Consider the following 19881-nt stretch of genomic DNA (forward strand, 5'->3'; position numbering starts at 1 on the left):
AACACCGAGTTGTGCGAAGTTGTAACAGCCCATCCCGTCTTGTTGAACACTCGTTTAGTATCTTCCTCGTCAAGCCCTCCAAAACCATCACAACAACACCGAGGCCCCCATGACTACCCCGTCGTCGCCACTGTTGAGCAAGGTCGAAGCTGGCGTTGCCTGGATCACCCTCAACCGCCCCGAGCAGCGCAACGCGCTGGACATTCCCACCCTCAAGCAACTGCACGCCTTGCTCGACAGCCATGCCGACGACCCCGCCGTACGCGTGGTGGTGCTGACCGGCAGCGGCCGCAGCTTCTGCGCTGGCGCCGACCTGGCCGAATGGGCTGCCGCCGAAGCTGCCGGCACCCTGGAAAGCTATGGCTGGACCGAAACTGCCCATGCCCTGATGTTGCGCCTGCACAGCCTCGACAAACCCACCATCGCCGCCATCAACGGCACCGCCGTGGGCGGTGGCATGGACCTTAGCCTGTGCTGCGACCTGCGCATCGCCGCCGCCTCGGCGCGCTTCAAGGCCGGCTACACCAGCATGGGCTACAGCCCCGATGCTGGCGCCAGCTGGCACCTGCCACGGCTGATCGGCAGCGAGCAGGCCAAGCGCTTGTTGTTCCTCGATGAACTGTGGGGCGCCGAGCGTGCCCTGGCGGCTGGGCTGGTCAGCGAAGTCTGCGCCGACGAGCAACTGCCCGCCGTGGCGGCCGAGTTGGCCGGGCGCCTGGCCAATGGCCCGACGTTCGCCTATGCGCAGACCAAGCAGCTGATCCGCGACGGCGCCCGGCGCACCCTGGCCGAGCAGCTGGAGGCCGAGCGCCACGCCGGCCTGCTGTGCGGCCGCAGCCAGGATGGCGCCGAGGCCCTGCAAGCCTCGGTTGAACGCCGCGCCCCCCGTTTTACCGGCCAGTAATCCGATACCCGACCCTCATCAGGACCTTCGCAGATGAATTTCCAACTGACCCAAGAACAAGAAATGTTGGTGGAAGCGGTACGCAGCTTTGTTGCCAAGGAGCTGCTGCCCCATGAGGAAGCGGTGGACCGCGCCGACGCTGTGTCACCCGAACTGGCCGCGCAGATCCGTGGCAAAGCCATCGCTGCTGGTTTTTATGCCTTCAACATGCCCGAGGAAGTGGGAGGGGGCGGTCTGGACTACCTGTCCCAGGCGCTGATCGAACGCGAGCTGTCCAAGGTGTCCTGGGCGCTGCATGTCTTCGTTGCACGGCCGTCGAAAATCCTCATGGCCTGCAAGGACGAGCAGATCAACGACTACTTGCTGCCTTGTGTGCAGGGCGAGAAAACCGACTGCTTCGCCCTCACCGAACCGGGTGCCGGTTCCGATGCCAACGCCATCAAGACCCGCGCCGTGCGCCAGGGCGATGACTTTGTCATCAACGGCAGCAAGCACTTCATCAGCCACGCCGGCCACGCCGATTTTGCCATCGTCTTCGCGGTCACCGACACCTACGAGCACAACGGGCGCAAGCGCAATGCGGTCACCGCCTTGCTGGTCGACCGGGGTACGCCGGGCATGACCATCCGCCGTGGTCCCAAGTGCGTGAGCAACCGTGGTTATCACACCTACGAGCTGTTCTTCGACGACTGCCGGGTGCCGGCCAGCAAGGTGCTGGGCGAAGTGGGCAAAGGTTGGGAAGTGGCCAATGCCTGGCTTACCGCCGGCCGGGTGATGGTCGCCGCCAACTGCGTGGGCCAGGCCCAGCGCGCCCTCGACCTGTCACTGCAATGGGCCGCCGACCGCAAGCAGTTCGGCCAGGCCATCGGCAGTTACCAGGGGGTGTCGTTCAAGCTGGCCGACATGGCCACGCAGATCCGCGCCGCGGAGATGCTCACCCTGCACACCGCCTGGAAGATGGACCAGGGCAACATGACCGACGGTGAAGCCGGCATGGCCAAGCTGTTTGCCAGCGAAGTGCTGGGCAAGGTCGCCGACGAAGCCGTGCAGATCTTCGGCGGCATGGGCCTGATGGACGAAGGGCCGGTTGAGCGCATTTGGCGCAACGCGCGTATCGAGCGCATCTGGGAGGGTACTTCGGAAATCCAGCGGCACATCATCGCCCGCGAACTGCTGCGCCCGCTGCTGCGCTGAGCGCCAGGAGAACACCCATGTCGCAATCGATTCGTGACAACCTCAAGCGCCTGCTGGCGCCCCGGCACCTGGCCTTCGTTGGCGGGCGCAGCATGGCGCGGGCGCTCAAGCGCTGCGCCGAAGGCGGCTTTGGCGGTGAGCTGTGGCTGGTCAACCCGCAGCATGAAAGCCTGGAAGGCATCCCTTGCGTGGCCCGCGTGGCCGACTTGCCTTACGCCCCGGACGCGGTGTTCATCGCCACCAACCGTGAGCTGACGTTGCAGTGCGTTGCCGAGCTGGCCGCGCGTGGCGCCGGGGGTGCCATCTGCTATGCCTCCGGCTTTGCCGAAAGCGGCGAAGAGGGCTGCCAGTTGCAGCAGCGCTTGCTCGCTGCGGCCGGCAACATGGCCCTGCTCGGCCCCAACTGCTATGGCCTGCTCGACTACCTACACGGTGCAGCCCTTTGGCCGGTGGCCCATGGCGGCCAGCAGGTGGAGAAGGGCGTGGCGATCCTCACCCAGAGCGGCAACTTTGCCTACAACCTGTCCATGAGCGACCGCTCGCTGCCGGTGGCCTACATGGCCTCGGTCGGCAACCAGGCGCAACTGGGTGTGGCCGAGCTGATGGATGTGCTGCTCGACGACCCACGGGTAACGGCCATCGGGCTGCACCTGGAAGGCTTGAAGAACGTGCCGGGCTTTGCACGCGCCGCCTACAAGGCATTGCAGCAGGGTACGCCGATCATTGCCCTGAAGACGGGCGTTTCGCAGATCGGCGCTGAACTGGCGCTCAGCCACACCAGCTCGTTGTCCGGCTCCGATGCGTTGTACGACAGCCTGTTCCAGCGCCTGGGGGTGATCCGCGTCAGCGGCCCGGTGAGCTTTGTCGAAACGCTCAAGGCCGCAGCCTGCGGACGCTTGCCGGCAGATGGCGAGCTGATTGCGCTGGCCTGCTCAGGCGGCGATGCCGGCCTGATTGCCGACTATGCCGAACGCAACCAGTTGCAATTGCCGAAGCTCGCGCAAGAGCAGGTGGCGGCACTGGCCGAGGTGTTGCCGGGCTATGCCAACCTGGTCAACCCACTGGACTTCACCACTGCCATCTGGGGCGATGAAGCCGCCCTGCAACGCATGCTCGACAACACCCTGAGCGGCGCCGCGGGCGCGGCGATGCTGGTGCTGGACTACCCGGCGGCCTTCACCGGCGAGCGCAAGGAATGCGACCTGCTGCTGGGGCTGTACTGCGATGCCGTTGAACGCCACGGCAAGATCGGCTTCGTCACCTCGGCTTTCCCGGAACTGTTGCCTGCCAGTGCGCGTGAGCGCCTGCATGCGCGGGGCATCGCTGCCCTGCAGGGCGTGGAAGACGGCCTGGCGGCCTGGGGGCGCATCGTCGCTTACCAAAAGAACCGCCAGCGGTTACTGGACCAGGGCGAGGCTGCGCGGGTACCGCTGTGCCCCCAGGCCCTCACGGGCGAAAGCCGACTGTTGGACGAATGGCAATCCAAGCAGGCCCTGCGCGCCTTCGGTCTGCCGGTGCCTTCGGGCGTGCTGAGTACGCCCGAACGCGCCGTGGCAGACGCCGCCCGCGTGGGATACCCGCTGGTACTGAAGGCGGTCAGCGCACAGCTGCCGCACAAGACCGAAGCCGGTGCGGTGGCGCTGAACCTGCGTGATGCCATCGCCCTGGAAGCTGCACTGTTGCAGATGCGCCAGCGCATCGCTGCCTACGCCCCGCACGTCGCGTTCGACCAGGTACTGCTCGAACCCATGGCCGAGCCGCCGCTGGCCGAGCTGATAGTGGGTATCAAACGTGAACACGACTTTGCCCTGGCCTTGGTGATCGGTGCCGGCGGCGTGCTGGTCGAACTGCTCAAGGACAGTGTCAGCCTGTTGTTGCCCACCACCGACAGCGCCATCCGCGCCGCACTGCTGAACCTGCGCAGTGCCAGCCTGCTGCAAGGCTTCCGTGGCCGCCCGGCTGCCGACCTCGACGCCTTGGTCGCAGCTATCCGTGCGGTGGCCGACTACGCCTGCGAAAACGCCGGGCAGCTGTTGGAGCTGGATGTGAACCCATTGATGGTCGGTGCCCATGGCACCACCGCGGTCGACGCGCTGATCCGCCTCGGCCAGGCGCAAGGAGAACGACATGAATGACCTTACCCTGACGGCCGGCCAGGCGCTGGTGCGGTTGTTGGCCAACTACGGCGTGGAGACCGTGTTCGGCATCCCTGGGGTTCACACCCTGGAGCTGTACCGCGGCCTGCCGGGCAGTGGCATTCGCCATGTACTGACCCGCCACGAGCAGGGCGCCGGCTTCATGGCCGACGGCTATGCGCGGGTCAGTGGCAAGCCGGGGGTGTGCTTCGTCATTACCGGCCCAGGCGTGACCAACGTCGCCACCCCCATCGGCCAAGCCTATGCCGACTCGGTGCCGATGCTGGTGATTTCCAGCGTCAACCACACCGCCAGCCTGGGCAAGGGCTGGGGCTGCCTGCATGAAACCCAGGACCAGCGCGCCATGACTGCGCCGATCACCGCGTTCTCGGCCGTGGCGTTGCGTGGCGATGACCTGCCCGAGCTGATCGCCCGCGCCTGGGCCGTGTTCGACAGCGAACGGCCGCGCCCGGTGCACATTTCGGTGCCGCTGGACGTGCTGGCCGCACCCGTCAGCCGTGACTGGAGCGATGAGGTGGTGCGCCGCCCCGAGCGTGGCCAGCCGTGCCGCGAAAGCCTCGACCAGGCTGCCCTGAAGCTTGCCGCCGCCCAGCGGCCGATGATCATTGCCGGGGGTGGCGCGTTGCACGCGGCTGAGCAGTTGCAGCAACTCAGTACACGGCTGGCAGCGCCACTGTTCACCAGTGTGGCCGGCAAGGGCGTGCTGCCACCAGACGCGCCACTCAATGCCGGCGCCAGTCTGTGCGTCGAACCCGGCTGGCAACTGATCAGCCAGGCTGATGTGGTGCTTGCCGTAGGCACCGAAATGGCCGACACCGACTTCTGGCGCGAGCGCCTGCCGATCACTGGCGAGCTGCTGCGCGTGGACATCGACCCGCGCAAGTTCAACGACTTCTACCCCTGTGCCATTGCCCTGCAGGGCGATGCCCGGCAAACCGTGGACGGTTTGCTCGAACACCTGCCTGCACTCGACCGAGACCCTGCTCAGGCGAGCGAAGCGGTGAGCGACCTGCGCCAGGCCATTCGTCATGGGCATGCACCGTTGCAGGCCACCCATCAGGCGATTCTTGACCGCATTGCCGCCGTGCTGCCTGACGATGCGTTCATCAGCAGCGACATGACCCAACTGGCCTACACCGGCAACTACGCCTTCGCCAGCCGGGCGCCGCGCAGCTGGCTGCATCCGACCGGCTACGGCACACTCGGCTACGGCCTGCCAGCCGGTATTGGCGGCATGCTTGCCACCGACCATCGCCCAGGCCTGGTGCTGGTGGGCGACGGCGGTTTCCTTTATACCGCCCAGGAGCTGGCCACGGCTGTAGAGGAACTGGACCGGCCGTTGGTGGTGCTGCTGTGGAACAACGACGCCCTCGGGCAGATCCGCGATGACATGCTCGGCCTGAACATCGAGCCGGTCGGCGTGCTGCCGCGTAATCCGGACTTCATCGGCCTGGCCCGTGCCTTTGGTTGCGCGGTGCGCCAGCCGCGTGATCTGGACGCGCTGCAGGCCGACCTGGCCAGCGGTTTCGCCACACCCGGCGTGACCTTCATCGAACTCAAACACACCTGCGTCTGTTAAGCCGCGAACAACCAAAAGAACAAGAGAAACCCACATGCCATTTCGCCGTACACTTCTGGCCGCATCCCTGGCCCTGCTGATCACCGGCCAAGCCCCACTGTATGCCGCCCCCCCGCTGTCGATGGACAACGGTACCAATGCCCTGACCGTGCAAAACAGCAATGCCTGGGTCGAAGTCAGCGCCAGCGCCCTGCAGCACAACATCCGCACGCTGCAGGCCGAGCTGGCCGGCAAGTCCAAGCTGTGCGCCGTGCTCAAGGCCGATGCCTATGGCCACGGTATCGGCCTGGTAATGCCATCGATCATCGCCCAGGGCGTGCCCTGCGTGGCGGTGGCCAGCAATGAGGAGGCCCGCGTGGTCCGCGCCAGTGGCTTCACCGGGCAACTGGTGCGGGTACGCCTGGCCAGCCTCAGCGAGCTGGAAGATGGCTTGCAGTACGACATGGAAGAGCTGGTGGGCAGCGCGGAATTTGCCCGCCAGGCGGATGCCATCGCCGCGCGCCATGGCAAGACCTTGCGCATTCACATGGCGCTCAATTCCAGCGGCATGAGCCGCAACGGGGTGGAGATGGCCACCTGGTCCGGCCGTGGCGAAGCGCTGCAGATCACCGACCAGAAGCACCTCAAGCTGGTCGCGCTGATGACCCACTTCGCCGTGGAAGACAAGGACGATGTCCGCAAGGGCCTGGCGGCCTTCAACGAGCAGACTGACTGGTTGATCAAGCACGCGAAGCTCGACCGCCGCAAGCTCACCCTGCACGCCGCCAACTCGTTCGCTACGCTGGAGGTGCCGGAAGCGCGCCTGGACATGGTACGAACAGGGGGCGCGCTGTTCGGTGACACCGTGCCGGCGCGCACCGAGTACAAGCGTGCGATGCAGTTCAAATCGCACGTGGCTGCGGTGCACAGCTATCCGGCTGGCAACACCGTGGGCTATGACCGCACCTTCACCCTGGCCCGTGATTCGCGCCTGGCCAACATTACGGTCGGGTACTCCGATGGCTACCGCCGGGTATTCACCAACAAGGGCCATGTGCTGATCAACGGCCACCGTGTGCCGGTGGTGGGCAAGGTGTCGATGAACACGCTGATGGTCGATGTCACCGACTTCCCGGACGTGAAGGGGGGCAACGAAGTGGTGCTGTTCGGCAAGCAGGCCGGGGGCGAAATCACCCAGGCCGAGATGGAAGAAATCAACGGCGCGTTGCTGGCCGACCTGTACACCGTGTGGGGCAGTTCCAACCCGAAGATCCTCGTCGACTGAAACCGCCAAAGAAGGGAGATTGCCATGCGCTACGCCAAGCTTACCCAACGCATCGCCGGCGACGGGGCTGCGGCCTGGGACATCCACTACCGCGCCCTTGCGCTGCAGGCCGAGGGTAAGGACATCCTGCTGCTGTCGGTGGGTGACCCGGACTTCGACACCCCCGCGCCTATCGTCGAGGCGGCCATCGACAGCCTGCGCGCTGGCCATACCCATTACGCCGATGTACGCGGCAAGCTGGCGCTGCGCCAGGCCATCGCCAACCGTCACCGGCAGCGCAGTGGCCAGGCGGTGAGCGTCGACCAGGTGACCGTGCTGGCGGGTGCCCAGTGCGCGCTGTTCTGCGTGGCCCAGTGCATACTCGACCCAGGCGATGAGGTGATCGTTGCCGAACCGATGTATGTCACTTACGAGGCCGTGTTCGGCGCCTGTGGCGCCAAGGTGGTACCGGTACCGGTCAAGCCCGAGAATGGCTTTCGCGTGTGCCCGCGTGACGTCGCCGAGCGCATTACCCCGCGCACCCGCGCCTTGGCGCTGAACAGCCCGCACAACCCTTCGGGGGCGAGCCTGCCGCGCGCCACCTGGGAGGCGCTGGCCGAACTGTGCATTGCCCATGATCTGTGGCTGATCTCTGACGAGGTCTACAGCGAGCTGCTGTATGAAGGCGAGCATGTCAGCCCCGGCAGCCTGCCAGGCATGGCCGAGCGCACTGCAACGTTGAACAGCCTGTCCAAGTCGCATGCCATGACCGGCTGGCGCATGGGGTGGGTGGTCAGCTCGACAGCACTGGCCACGCATCTGGAAAACCTCGCCCTGTGCATGCTCTACGGCTTGCCGGACTTCGTCCAGGATGCCGCCGTGGTGGCGCTGGAGCAGCCGTTGCCAGAGCTGGACGCCATGCGCGAAGCCTACCGCGAGCGGCGCGATCTGGTGTGCGAGCAGCTGGCCGGCTGCCCGGGCCTCAAGGCATTGAAGCCCGATGGTGGCATGTTCGTGATGGTCGATATTCGTGAGACCGGCGTAAGTGCCCAGGCCTTTGCCGACTACCTGCTGGACAGCCAGGGCGTGTCGGTGCTTGCCGGCGAAGCGTTCGGCCCCAGTGCTGCCGGGCATATCCGCCTGGGCCTGGTGCTGGGCAATGCGGCGCTGGTCGATGCCTGCCAGCGCATCGCCCGCTGTGCCGACGAACTGAAACGGGAGTACGGCCATGCGTGAGTACGCGCGGCTGTACATTGATGGCGCCTGGCAGGTGCCGAGCGGGCAGGGCATGGCTGAGGTGATCGACCCGGCCACCGAGCAGGCCATTGGCCGGGTACCCTTGGGCGCCGAGGCCGATGTCGAGCGTGCGGTGATGGCGGCGCGGCGAGCCTTCGATGGCTGGTCGCGCACACCGTCCAGCGTGCGCGCCGGGTACATCCGGGCATTGGTCGCACAGCTGAAAAACCGCGCGGCGCAAATGGCCGAGGTCATCACCGACGAGTTGGGCATGCCGGTGCAGTGGTGCCAGGCGGTGCAGGTCGAAGGCCCGATTGCCGGGTTGGAGCAATACGCCGAACTGGCCGGGCTGATGGACGAGGTGCGCGAAGTCGGCAACTCGTTGGTGTACCGTGAGGCCGTTGGCGTGTGCGCATTCATCAACCCGTGGAACTACCCGCTGCACCAGATGATCGGCAAGCTGGCGCCGGCCCTGGCTGCCGGGTGCACGGTGGTGGTCAAACCCAGCCAGGAAACGCCGCTACACGCATTTGTGCTGGCCGAAATGATCGACGCCATCGGCCTGCCGGCAGGGGTGTTCAACCTGGTCAGCGGCCCAGGTGCCAAGGTCGGTGAAGCCCTGGCCCGGCACCCGCAGGTGGACATGGTGTCGTTCACCGGCTCAACCGGTGCCGGGGTGCGGGTGGCACAAGCGGCTGCGCCGACGGTGAAGCGGGTATGCCTGGAACTGGGAGGCAAGTCACCGTTGCTGATTACCGCCGATGCCGACCTGCACGCTGCGGTGCGCCATGGCGTGCAGGACGTGATGATCAACTCGGGGCAGACCTGCACGGCACTGACCCGCATGCTGCTGCCGGCCAGCCGCTATGCCGAGGCGCTGGAAATCGCCGAGGCCGAAACCCGCGCACTGGTCATGGGCGACCCGCGTGACCCCGCCAGTTTCCTAGGGCCGATGTGTTCGGCAGGACAGCGGCGCACGGTGCTCGACTACATTCGCCAGGGACAGGAGGAGGGCGCGCGCTTGTTGTGCGGTGGTGATCACGGCGGCTTCGAACGCGGGTTCTACGTGGCGCCCACGTTGTTCGCCGACGTCGACAACCGCATGCGCATCGCCCAGGAAGAAATCTTCGGTCCGGTGCTGTGCCTGATCCCCTACGCCGACGAGGCCCAGGCGCTGGCGTTGGCCAATGACTCGCCGTTCGGCCTGTCCAGCGCAGTGTGGGCGGGCAGCCGCGAGCACGGCCTGGCGCTGGCGCGGCAGATACGGGCCGGGCAGTGCTTCATCAACGGGGGCGGGTTCAACTACCAGGCGCCGTTCGGGGGCTACAAGCAGTCGGGCAACGGCCGTGAGTGGGGCGAGGAGGGCCTGGCGGAGTTCGTCGAGGTCAAAGCGGTGCAGTGCTGAACCACTGCGGCAAGATAACCTGTTTTGTGTGAGGAGAATGCTTGTGAATGTACTGATCGTCCACGCTCACCCCGAACCGCAATCGTTCACGGCAGCCCTGCGTGACCAGGCTGTGGAAACCTTCCGTGCCCAAGGTCATCAGGTGCAGGTCAGTGACTTGTACGCCATGGGCTGGAACCCGGTGGCCAGTGCCGATGACTTTACCCAGCGCGAGAACCCCGAGTACCTGGTGTATGCCCTGGAGCAGCGCCAGGGGGTCAAGCGTGGTGCCATTGCCGCAGATATCCAGCAGGAGCTGGACAAGCTGTTGTGGGCCGATCTGCTGGTGCTGAACTTCCCGATCTTCTGGTTCTCGGCCCCGGCCATGCTCAAGGGCTGGATCGACCGGGTGCTGGTGTCGGGGGTGTGCTATGGCGGCAAGCGCTTTTACGACCAGGGCGGGTTGGCGGGCAAGAAGGCGCTGGTGACCGTGACCCTGGGCGGGCGCGAGCACATGTTTGGCGATGGCGCGATTCACGGGCCGTTGGAAGACATGCTGCGGCCGATCCTGCGGGGCACGCTGGCCTATGTCGGGTTCGAGGTGCTGCCGCCGTTCGTGGCTTGGCATGTGCCTTACATCAGTGCTGCTGCGCGGCAGGACTTTCTGCAGCAATACCGGCAGCGTCTGGAGCAGCTCTCGGACGACCAGCCACTGGTGTTCCCGCGCCTGGCGCAGTTCGATGAAGCGTTGTACCCGCTGACGTGACCTTTCTCCTGTACTGAACACTGGGGCCGCGTTGCGGCCCTTTCGCGACGCAAGGCCGCTCCCACAGGATTACCGCCAGCTTCGAAGGCTGCGCCGTCCTCCCACAGGATTACCACCAGCTTCGAAGGCTGCGCCGTCCTTGTGGGAGCGGCCTTGTGTCGCGAAAGGGCTGCAAAGCAGCCCCAACATTTTGTCGGCATACGATGTTCTGCAAACCTTCCAGCGCCACCTGCCGAAAAACGACCACCCACACATTCGGGGTATGTCACCCCTGGACGAATCCACCGATAGTGAACCCATCGGCTCGATCCGGAGCACTCACACGATGGAGTTGCCATGCGCAAGGTACTGAAGGTGATTGGCGGTCTGCTGCTGGCGTCTGGCGCCAGCCTGGCCCAGGCGGCAGAGGTGGACAGTGGTAACACGTTACGGTTGTACAACTGGACCGACTACATCGGTGAAACCACCCTGGCCGACTTCGAGAAGGCCACCGGCATCAAGGTCATCTACGACACCTTCGATGGCTACGAAACCGTGCAGACCAAACTGCTCACCGGCCGTTCCGGCTACGATCTGGTCATGCTCAACGCCTCGCTGGTCCCCCCGCTGATCAGCGCCGGCGTGTTCCAGGCACTGGACAAGCAGCAACTGCCTAGCTGGCAAAACCTCGATCAGCAGGTGGTCAACAACCTGCAGGGCTACGACCCTGGCCTGAAGTACTCGGCGCCCTATACCTGGGGCAGCTCGGGGGTCACCTACAACGTCGACAAGATCACCGCGCGCATGCCCGACGCGCCGATCGGTTCGCTGGCCATGCTGTTCGACCCCAAGATCGTCTCGCGCTTCGCCGACTGCGGCGTCACCCTGATGGACGCGCCCACCGAGGTCATTCCGCTGGCCCTGCAGTACCTGGGCAAGGACCCACGCAGCGCGTCGCCTGCCGACCTCAAGGCGGCCGAGCAACTGCTGCTGGGCATCCGCCCCTACATTCGCAAGTTCGACTCGGTCAACTACCTCACCAGCCTGCCCAACGGCGATGTCTGCCTGGCGCTGACCTGGTCCGGTGACTACGCCACCGCCCAGGCCCGCGCGGTGGAAGCGAAGAAGGACATCAAACTGTCGTTCTTCATCCCCCAGGAAGGTTCGCTGATCTGGTTCGACAACCTGTACATCCCCAAGGATGCGCCGCACGCGGCCAACGCCCACCGCTTCATCGAGTTTCTGCTGCAGCCGCAGACCATGGCCAAGGTCACTGACTACATCCACTACGCCAACAGCAACGCCGCCGCCACCGCGCTGGTGCGTGACGACATCCGCCAGGACCCGGCCATCTACCCCGACGCACAAACCCGTGAGCGCCTGTTCGCGCAGAAAACCCAGAGCCCCAAGGACATGCGCGCCATCACCCGGGTCTGGAGCACGGTCAAGACCGGTTTCTGAACACTGCCCAAACATTCTCGCCAAGGAGCTGCCCATGGCCACCCCAAGCAAAGCATTCGCTATCGCCCACGACCCGCTGGTGGAGGCCGACAAGGCCCACTACATGCACGGCTACCATGTGTTCGACGAGCACCGTGAGCAAGGCGCGCTGAACATCGTCGCCGGTGAGGGCGCCTACATTCGTGACACCCACGGCAACCGCTTCCTTGATGCCGTCGGCGGCATGTGGTGTACCAACATCGGCCTGGGCCGCGAGGAAATGGCCCTGGCCATCGCAGACCAGGTGCGCCAGCTGGCGTATTCCAACCCGTTCTCCGACATGGCCAACGATGTGGCCATCGAACTGAGCCAGAAGCTTGCGCAGCTGGCGCCGGGCGACTTGAACCATGTGTTCCTCACCACCGGCGGCTCGACCGCTGTCGACACCGCCTACCGGCTGATCCAGTACTACCAGAACTGCCGCGGCAAGCCACACAAGAAGCACATCATCGCCCGCTACAACGCCTACCACGGCTCCACCACCCTGACCATGTCGATCGGCAACAAGGCCGCCGACCGGGTGCCGGAGTTCGACTATCACCACGACCTGATCCACCACGTCTCCAACCCCAACCCTTACCGTGCCCCGCACGACATGGACGAGGCCGAATTCCTCGACTACCTGGTGGCCGAGTTCGAGGACAAGATCCTGTCGCTGGGTGCCGACAACGTGGCGGCGTTCTTCGCCGAGCCGATCATGGGCTCGGGCGGGGTGATCATTCCGCCCGCGGGCTACTTCCAGCGCATGTGGCAGCTGTGCCAGACCTACGACATCCTGTTCGTCGCCGACGAAGTGGTGACCTCGTTCGGGCGCCTGGGTACCTTCTTCGCCAGCGAGGAACTGTTTGGCGTCACCCCAGACATCATCACCACCGCCAAAGGCCTGACCTCGGCGTACCTGCCGCTGGGCGCGTGTATTTTTTCCGAGCGCATCTGGCAAGTGATTGCCGAGCCAGGCAAGGGTCGTTGCTTTACCCACGGGTTTACCTACAGCGGCCACCCGGTGTGCTGCACGGCGGCGCTGAAGAACATCGAGATCATCGAGCGCGAGCAACTGCTCGATCATGTCAACGACGTGGGGGGTTACCTTGAGCAACGCTTGCAGAGCCTGCGCGATCTGCCGCTGGTGGGGGATGTGCGCTGCATGAAGCTGATGGCCTGTGTCGAGTTCGTCGCCAACAAGGCCAGCAAGGCACTGTTCGCCGATGAGGTGAACATCGGCGAGCGCATCCACAGCAAGGCGCAGGAAAAAGGGTTGCTGGTGCGCCCGATCATGCACCTGAACGTGATGTCGCCACCGTTGATCATCACCCATGCGCAGGTGGACGAGATCGTCGAGACCCTGCGCCAGTGCATCCTCGAAACCGCGCGTGAACTCACGGCGCTTGGCCTGTACCAAGGCCGATGAACCTGGCGCAAAGGGCTGTGCGCGGGCGTGCCTGGCAGGCTAGACTGCCGGGCATGACCCAGGCCTCCCCCGATACCCCGCTTACCCTCACAATGGGCGCGCTGCAGCAGTGGCACGTGGCGTTGCAGCGCGCCCTGGCCCATGGCGAAACCCCCGAGGCGCTGGAGTATGTGGCCGCTGCCATCGGCCAGTTGGTGCAGGTGGAGTCGATGATGATCAGCCTTGAGTGCCAGGGGCGGGCACCGCAGTTGCTGTACCAGCAAGGCATTCCTGAACTGCACCGGGCTGCCGTGCTGGAGCGCTATTTCAGCGCCGGCTACCTGCTGGACCCTTTCTGCCTTGCCGTGCAAAGCGGCCTGGCCGAAGGCTTCTACCACCTGCAGGAAATCGCCCCCGACAACTTCTTCGACAGCGACTACTACAAGGCTTATTACCTGGGTACAGGTTGCAGTGAAGACAGCTACTACATCGTCGACCTCAGCGCAGGCCGCAAGCTGTCGCTGAGCCTGTTCCAGGGCTGCAGCGGCACGCGCCTGAATGCCGGGCAGGTCGACCTGTTGCGTGCGTTGGAGCCGATGGTGCGCGAACTGCTGGGGCGCTATGCCCGGCACAACCTGGAACCAGGCGCTGCATCAACCGAGCGCAGCAGCCTGCAGGCAGCGTTCGACAGCTTTGGCTGCCAGGTGCTGACCGACCGCGAGCGCGAAGTGGCCCACATGATCTTGCGCGGGCACTCGGTGAAATCTACTGCGCAGGAGCTGGGTATCTCGCCGGAGACCGTGCGCATGCACCGCAAGAACCTGTACATGAAGCTTGGGATCAACTCGCAATCGGAGTTGTTTGCACGGTTCATCGACTGGTTACGCGGTGATCAGCTGGAAATCCTTAGCGTAACGCGGTGATCAATTTTCTATACCTCCCGGTATATGGACAGCCCTGCACCTTGCCGCATAGCTTAACCCTCGACGGGGCGCGCCATGCTCAAGCCATAACAACAACGATGCCCCGTTACATTTCAGTCCTGCCAACCCAAAACTCTAAAAATGAGGCGGCAAATGGAAAGCATCGGCACCTATGTCATCTACGTCATCATGGTGTGCGCGGTACTGGGTGCCCTGGCATCCATCTACAACCCCGAAGGCGAACTGGGCCAGGAGTTCATCGCCGGCCTGCACAGCATCGGCCCCATCTTTATCCCGGTAGCCGGCATCATGGCGGCGATCCCGTACATTTCAGCTGGTATCAGTCATGTGATCGCGCCACTGTTCCAGGCCATCGGGGCCGACCCTGGCATCGCCGGTCCCATCTTCATCGCCTCGGACATGGGCGGCTACCAGTTAGCCAAAGCGCTGGCGCAAAGCCAGGAAGGCTGGATCCTAGGCCTGATCACCGGCTTTCAGTGCGGCGCCACCATCATCTTCGTCATTCCGGTCGGGTTGGCCATGCTGCGCAAGGCCGACCACAAGTACATGGCACTGGGGATCATGGCTGGGCTGCTGACCATTCCGCTGAGCATCATGATCATTGCCATGACCATGCAGGCGCTTGGCCTGAGCGTGCGTCCGGACATCGCTACCACTGGCGCCGCTACCCAGGCACTGCACTTCACCTGGGCAATGCTGCTGCGCAACCTGATGCCGTTGATCCTGTTTTGCATTGCCCTGGCAGCAGCATTGCGCTACTTCCCCACACTGATGGTGTACCTGTTCCTCAAGCTCGGCCAGTTCATGTACATCGCCGTGGTTCTGGTGCTGGTAGCGTCCATCGTGCAGTACTTCACCGGCCTGTTCAGCCACCTGTTCGGCAGCTGGGGTTTTGCGCCGATCATCGCCGATGCCGATGATCAGTTTCGCGCCTTGGAAATTGCTGGCTACATCGGCCTGATGCTGTGCGGGGCGTTCCCCATGGTGCACTTGCTCAAGCGCTTCCTGGCGCGGCCAATCGAACGGGTTGCCTCGCGCTTTGGCATGTCTGGTGTCGGTGCGGCCGGGGTATTGGCGGCCTCGGCGAATATCCTGGCCATGTTTCGCTTGGTCAGCGAAATGCCGCCCAAGGACAAGGTATTGGTGATCGCTTTCTCTGTGTGCGCCGCGTTCACCTTTGGCGACCACATGGCCTTCTCCGCCAACTTCCAGCCCTCGCTGATACTGCCGTTGATGATAGGCAAACTCAGTGGCGGCCTGATCGCCATGCTGCTGGCCAGTTGGCTGGCGGTGCCCAAGGCGCAGGAGTTGGGGCGTCAGGACGCTGCCGCAGGTGTCTGCAAGGGGGTGGCCGAGCCGTCCTGAGCAAAAGCGTCATGCGCATAATCCGGAGCGTCCTGGGCGCTCCGGATTTTGTGTTTTTAACCGATCAAGGCGGTAAGGTCATGCAGGCCTTCGGTGCATGAGCGTGTGGTGAGCAATGACAAAAGATGAGGCAAACGAGTTGGCAGCGGTGATCGAGGCGATCGGCAGCGAACAGCTGGGACCGGCGCTGGATGCGTGGCTGCGCAGCAAGCTGACGTTCGACATGAGTTGCGCCTATCTGTTCCAGTTCAATCAACCAGCACTGCTGGTGCATAACGGGTACAACCGTACGGTCACGGAGCGTACGTTGAACGCCTACGTGCGCGGCGGCTACCTGCTTGACCCGTTCTACGTTGCTTGCGTCAACGAGCACCCATCCGGGCTATGGCGCATGAGCGAACTGGCACCTGACTGCTTCTTCTCTTCAGGGTTTGCCATTTCCAAGGACATCCACCCCTGCGTGTCGTCCGACTATGGGACGGCGGTGGATGAGGTGGGCTTCATCATTCCCCTTCGGCCCCGGTTGGCGATCGTCTATTCGCTGATGCGCAACCACGGCAGCGGGGATTTCGGTGCAGGAGAAATGGACCTGTTGGCTGCAATGTCGCCGCTGCTGGCTTCGGTTTTTGGTCAGCACTGTCGATTGCGTTACGCTGATATCCTGCGCGCAGCACCAGAGGGGGTGGTGCTGGAGGACGCCTTCGTAGAGATCTTGCAAGGGCAACTGACTGAAACCCAGCGCCTTATCGCCAAGTTGTTGTTACAGGGGCACAGCAATGCGTCGATTGCGCGGCAGCTGAATATTTCCGATGGGACGGTAAAGGTGCACAAGCACAACATCTATCAGCGCCTGGAAATTTCATCCAACGCCGAACTGTTTCGCCTGTTCATCGATTATTTGGCCAAGGCCTGATACAGCAAGGGGCTGCAAAGCAGCCCCTTGCTGTATCAGGTACAGGTCACCTGAACAGCGGACTCAGGTGCTCGCTGAGGTAGATCCCTTGCGGATCGAGCTGGCGGCGCAGCTTACGGAAGTCCTCGGCACGCGGGTATATTGCACTCACATCTTCCCCCGTCAGGAAATGCAGCTTGCCCCAGTGCGGTCTGGCGCCATAGGAACGCAGGATCTGATCCACCGCCCGCAGATAGTCCCAATAGTCGGTACCCGGCTGGCCGGACACCGAAATGGTCACGCTGTCCTGCTCGAAGAATGGGCTCATCCACGCCCCGTCACCGGCAGTAAAGCGGTACTCGATGGGGTAGATGGCCTTGGGGAAGTCCTCCAGCATCAGCTTGCGCACGGCCCGCAACGCTTCCTTGCTGTGGCGCAACGGCACAGCGTATTCCAGCTCGTGAAAGTTGGGCAGGTACTCGATCGGGTACACATCCGAGCTGTAGGCCACTTTCTCGAACTCGCTTTCCCAGATCGGGTGGCCGGTGATGTCCATGACCTTTACTTCGCAGACATCGGTGGTGCGCCCGCTTGTAGAGGTGGCGGCGGTATCGGGTAGGCAATAGCAATGCCGGCTTTGCTCGTAGGGGCACCAGAAGAAGCTGAAGTGGCGGTGTTTGCGTGCCAGTTCGTCGTGCTTTTCCATCACGCTTTCGAAGTCTTCGCGCCAGATGCGCTCGTGCAGGTTGAAGCTGTCGGTCACCTGCAAGGTCAGTTCGGAAACAATGCCCAGTACGCCCAGCGACACTCGACCCGCTTGTAGCAGGTCAGGGGTGCTTTCGTCGACCACGAGTATTTCGCCATTGGGTTGCACCAGCTTCATGCCGACAATCGACGAGGCCAGGTTGCCGAGGGTCAGACCGGTGCCGTGGGTACCGGTAGTCAATGCGCCTGCAATCGACTGGCTGTCGATGTCGCCCTGGTTGACCATTGATAACCCGGCGGCACGCAATGTCTTGCCCAAGGCATTGATGGTGGTGCCGGCGGCAGCGGTGACGCGCTTCCTCTCGTGGTCGATATGGCGTACGCCGCTCATGTTGGCCAGGGTCAGGTGCAGGCCATTGGTCAGTGCCACCGGGGTGAAGGAATGCCCCGAGCCGGCCACGCGCACGTTCATGCCATTGCTGCTGGCCTGGCTGACCATTGAGCACAGTTCGTCCTCGCTGGCTGGTGCCCCGCGTGCTGTACGGATGCAGGACTGGTTACCGGCCCAGTTGCGCCAGTGCGCGTGTTCAAGGCCGAATTCGTTGATATGCATGTTGTTGGAAGAGGTGCTCACATCGTTCTCCTGCCGGTTGTTCTTGTAATCAGAGGGCGGTGTAGCCATTGTCGGCAAACAGGTGCGCACCGTTTACGAAACTGGCGTCGTCACTGGCCAGGAACAAGGCTGCGCTGGCGACTTCCGAGGGTTGGCACAAGCGCCCCTGGGCGGCAGCGATGGCCTGTTCGCTGACGTCCACGCCATGTTTGCGCAACATATCGATCTCGCGCAGGCCGTGGGCGGTGGCGATGAAGCCCGGGCAGATGGCATTGGCGCGAATGCCTCGGTCGCGAAACTCCACAGCGATAGCCCGGGCGAACATATGGGTGGCACCCTTGCTGGTGCAATACAGCACCTCCATCGGCGTGCCCACCACTGCCGAGATGGATGAGGTGCAGACGATACTGCCGCCGCCGGCCGCGAGCATGCCCGGCAACACCGCGCCGGTGACCAGGAACATGCTCTTCACGTTCACGGCCATGATCCGGTCCCATTCTTCTTCACTGGTTTCCAGGAAGGGCATGGCCGACAGGATGCCCGCGTGGTTCATCAGCACGGTGATGTGGCCGAAGGCCTCTTCTACGGCCGCCACCGCGGCCTTCACTTGTTGTGCGTCCGAGACATCGGCGGCGGCGAAGATGGCCTGGTAACCTGCATCACGCAATCGCCTTGCAACTTCGGCGCCCTTGCTGCCGGGCAGGTCGACAATGCCTACCCTTGCCCCTTCTGCCGCGAACAGCTCCGATGCGGCCAGCCCGCAGCCACCCGCACCGCCAGTGATCAGCGCCACCTTGCCGTTAAGACGTCCAGCCATGTTCGACTCCCGATGATTTTTAATTGACTGTCTTGAGCCCGGGCGTTTCGCGATTCGCGTGCCGGAGCATGAAACAGATCATCGGGAACATCCATATACCGATGGGTATACGGGGCACGCATAGGCAATGGGGCAGGGCTATAGAGTCCCTGTGGGGCCTGCCCGCGAAGCAGGAGAACCGGTGCATGGCACGGGCTTTGCCCGTGTTCGCCGGCGCGTCCGCTCCCACAAGGTGCATGGTGTGTTCAGAGTGCCTGTTGCTCGATCAACGCCAGGCACCGCTGCACGATCGGGCTTACATCACCCTTGCGCCGGCTGAGGATGATGGGGCTGACGGCGCCGCTATCAAGCAGGCCGACATACTCGATATCGGGACGGTGCTGCTGCTGTACCGATGCTGGCACCAGGGTCACCCCGACGCCAACCGCTACCAGGCCGATGGCGGTCTGCAGTTCGTTGGCCCATTGGCTGACACGAATGCTCATGCCGTGGTGGGCGAACAGCGCCAGCACGTGGTCGGCATAGCTGGGCCGGGGATTGGCCGGGTAGAGGATGAACGCTTCGCCAGCCAGCTGGGCCAGACTGAGCGGGCTGCCCGCCAGGGGGTGGCCCTTGGGCAGCACGGCCACCAGCGGGTCCTCGCACAGCACCTGCTGGTGAATCACCGGGTCGTCGATGCGAATGCGGCCGAAGCCAATGTCGATACGCCCGCTTTTCAGCGCCTCCACCTGTTGCAGTGTGGTCATCTCGTTCAGGCCCAGTTCCAGCTCGCTGTCCTGGCGAAGTTCGCGGATCAGCTCCGGCAGCACGGTGTACAGGGTAGAGGGCGCAAAACCGATGCCCAGCCACTGGCGCTGGCCCTGGCCGATGCGGCGGGTGTTGTCGCTGATGTTCTGCAACTGCTGCAGCACGGTGCAGGTCTGCTCGTAGAAGAAGCGGCCGGCTTCGGTCAGCCGCAGCGGACGTTCGCGCACCACCAGCAGGGTGCCGAGCTGGTCCTCCAGCTGGCTGATCTGCCGGCTCAGGGGTGGCTGGGCGATGTGCAGCAGCTCGGCGGCGCGGGTGAAGTTCAGGGTCTCGGCCAAGACTTTGAAGTAACGCAGGTGGCGCAGCTCCATCAGACCTCCAGGGTATGGTGGGAGATTCATTTGATATTGGACGGTCGTCAGGGTCTCGCGCAATCCTTCAACAATCAAGTAAACGCATCACTCGGGCTC

General features: G+C 63.9%; 16 protein-coding genes. 13 read left to right on the forward strand and 3 right to left on the reverse strand.

Annotated features, from left to right (window positions below; genetic code table 11):
- Positions 1-109: 109 nt before the first annotated feature.
- The 13 genes from LMH93_RS10485 to LMH93_RS10545 all read left to right on the forward strand — a co-directional run bounded on the left by LMH93_RS10485 (position 110) and on the right by LMH93_RS10545 (position 16550).
- Positions 110-904, forward strand: coding sequence for an enoyl-CoA hydratase/isomerase family protein (locus LMH93_RS10485; RefSeq protein ID WP_004576437.1), 795 nt, complete (start codon positions 110-112; stop codon positions 902-904).
- 33 nt (positions 905-937) lie between these two features.
- Complete coding sequence (locus tag LMH93_RS10490; protein ID WP_003256129.1) at positions 938-2098, forward strand: acyl-CoA dehydrogenase family protein; 1161 nt, start codon at positions 938-940, stop codon at positions 2096-2098.
- A gap of 17 nt (positions 2099-2115) precedes the next feature.
- Positions 2116-4233, forward strand: coding sequence for an acetate--CoA ligase family protein (locus tag LMH93_RS10495; RefSeq protein ID WP_230065136.1), 2118 nt, complete (start codon positions 2116-2118; stop codon positions 4231-4233).
- On the forward strand, positions 4226-5833 hold the full coding sequence (locus LMH93_RS10500; RefSeq protein ID WP_230065137.1) for a 5-guanidino-2-oxopentanoate decarboxylase: 1608 nt from the start codon (positions 4226-4228) through the stop codon (positions 5831-5833). Before LMH93_RS10495 ends, LMH93_RS10500 begins: the two co-directional genes overlap by 8 nt.
- 34 nt (positions 5834-5867) lie before the next feature.
- Positions 5868-7097: an alanine racemase gene (gene alr, locus LMH93_RS10505; RefSeq protein WP_185279499.1), complete on the forward strand. Its 1230-nt coding sequence runs from the start codon at positions 5868-5870 to the stop codon at positions 7095-7097.
- 24 nt (positions 7098-7121) lie between these two features.
- The gene (locus tag LMH93_RS10510; protein WP_014860013.1) at positions 7122-8312 is read left to right on the forward strand and encodes a pyridoxal phosphate-dependent aminotransferase; all 1191 of its coding nucleotides are present in this window, start codon (positions 7122-7124) and stop codon (positions 8310-8312) included.
- Positions 8305-9717, forward strand: coding sequence for an aldehyde dehydrogenase family protein (locus LMH93_RS10515; protein WP_064493059.1), 1413 nt, complete (start codon positions 8305-8307; stop codon positions 9715-9717). The genes LMH93_RS10510 and LMH93_RS10515 overlap by 8 nt, the downstream gene beginning before the upstream one ends.
- Before the next feature lie 43 nt (positions 9718-9760).
- Entirely contained in the window at positions 9761-10462 is a 702-nt protein-coding gene (locus LMH93_RS10520) for an NAD(P)H-dependent oxidoreductase (protein WP_004576441.1), read from the forward strand.
- Positions 10463-10798: 336 nt separating this feature from the next.
- The gene (locus LMH93_RS10525) at positions 10799-11902 is read left to right on the forward strand and encodes a polyamine ABC transporter substrate-binding protein (protein WP_003256117.1); all 1104 of its coding nucleotides are present in this window, start codon (positions 10799-10801) and stop codon (positions 11900-11902) included.
- 34 nt (positions 11903-11936) lie between these two features.
- Positions 11937-13349, forward strand: coding sequence for an aminotransferase (locus LMH93_RS10530; protein ID WP_185279497.1), 1413 nt, complete (start codon positions 11937-11939; stop codon positions 13347-13349).
- 53 nt (positions 13350-13402) lie between these two features.
- A complete protein-coding gene (locus LMH93_RS10535) occupies positions 13403-14251 on the forward strand; it encodes a helix-turn-helix transcriptional regulator (protein ID WP_064493063.1) in 849 nt (282 codons plus the stop codon).
- A 153-nt stretch (positions 14252-14404) separates the two neighbouring features.
- Positions 14405-15637: an ethanolamine utilization protein EutH gene (gene eutH / locus LMH93_RS10540; RefSeq protein ID WP_103444252.1), complete on the forward strand. Its 1233-nt coding sequence runs from the start codon at positions 14405-14407 to the stop codon at positions 15635-15637.
- Positions 15638-15752: 115 nt separating this feature from the next.
- Entirely contained in the window at positions 15753-16550 is a 798-nt protein-coding gene (locus LMH93_RS10545; RefSeq protein ID WP_108190640.1) for a helix-turn-helix domain-containing protein, read from the forward strand.
- A gap of 46 nt (positions 16551-16596) precedes the next feature.
- Here LMH93_RS10545 and LMH93_RS10550 read toward each other — a convergent pair whose 3' ends face one another.
- From LMH93_RS10550 to catR, 3 genes are all read right to left on the reverse strand, one after another.
- Entirely contained in the window at positions 16597-17868 is a 1272-nt protein-coding gene (locus LMH93_RS10550; RefSeq protein WP_017148266.1) for a D-arabinono-1,4-lactone oxidase, read from the reverse strand.
- 28 nt (positions 17869-17896) lie between these two features.
- Positions 17897-18664: an SDR family NAD(P)-dependent oxidoreductase gene (locus LMH93_RS10555; RefSeq protein WP_012051983.1), complete on the reverse strand. Its 768-nt coding sequence runs from the start codon at positions 18662-18664 to the stop codon at positions 17897-17899.
- A gap of 245 nt (positions 18665-18909) precedes the next feature.
- On the reverse strand, positions 18910-19782 hold the full coding sequence (gene catR / locus LMH93_RS10560; protein ID WP_185279496.1) for an HTH-type transcriptional regulator CatR: 873 nt from the start codon (positions 19780-19782) through the stop codon (positions 18910-18912).
- Positions 19783-19881 lie beyond the last annotated feature (99 nt).

This window comes from Pseudomonas sp. CIP-10, assembly GCF_020911845.1.
Lineage (GTDB): Bacteria > Pseudomonadota > Gammaproteobacteria > Pseudomonadales > Pseudomonadaceae > Aquipseudomonas > Aquipseudomonas alloputida.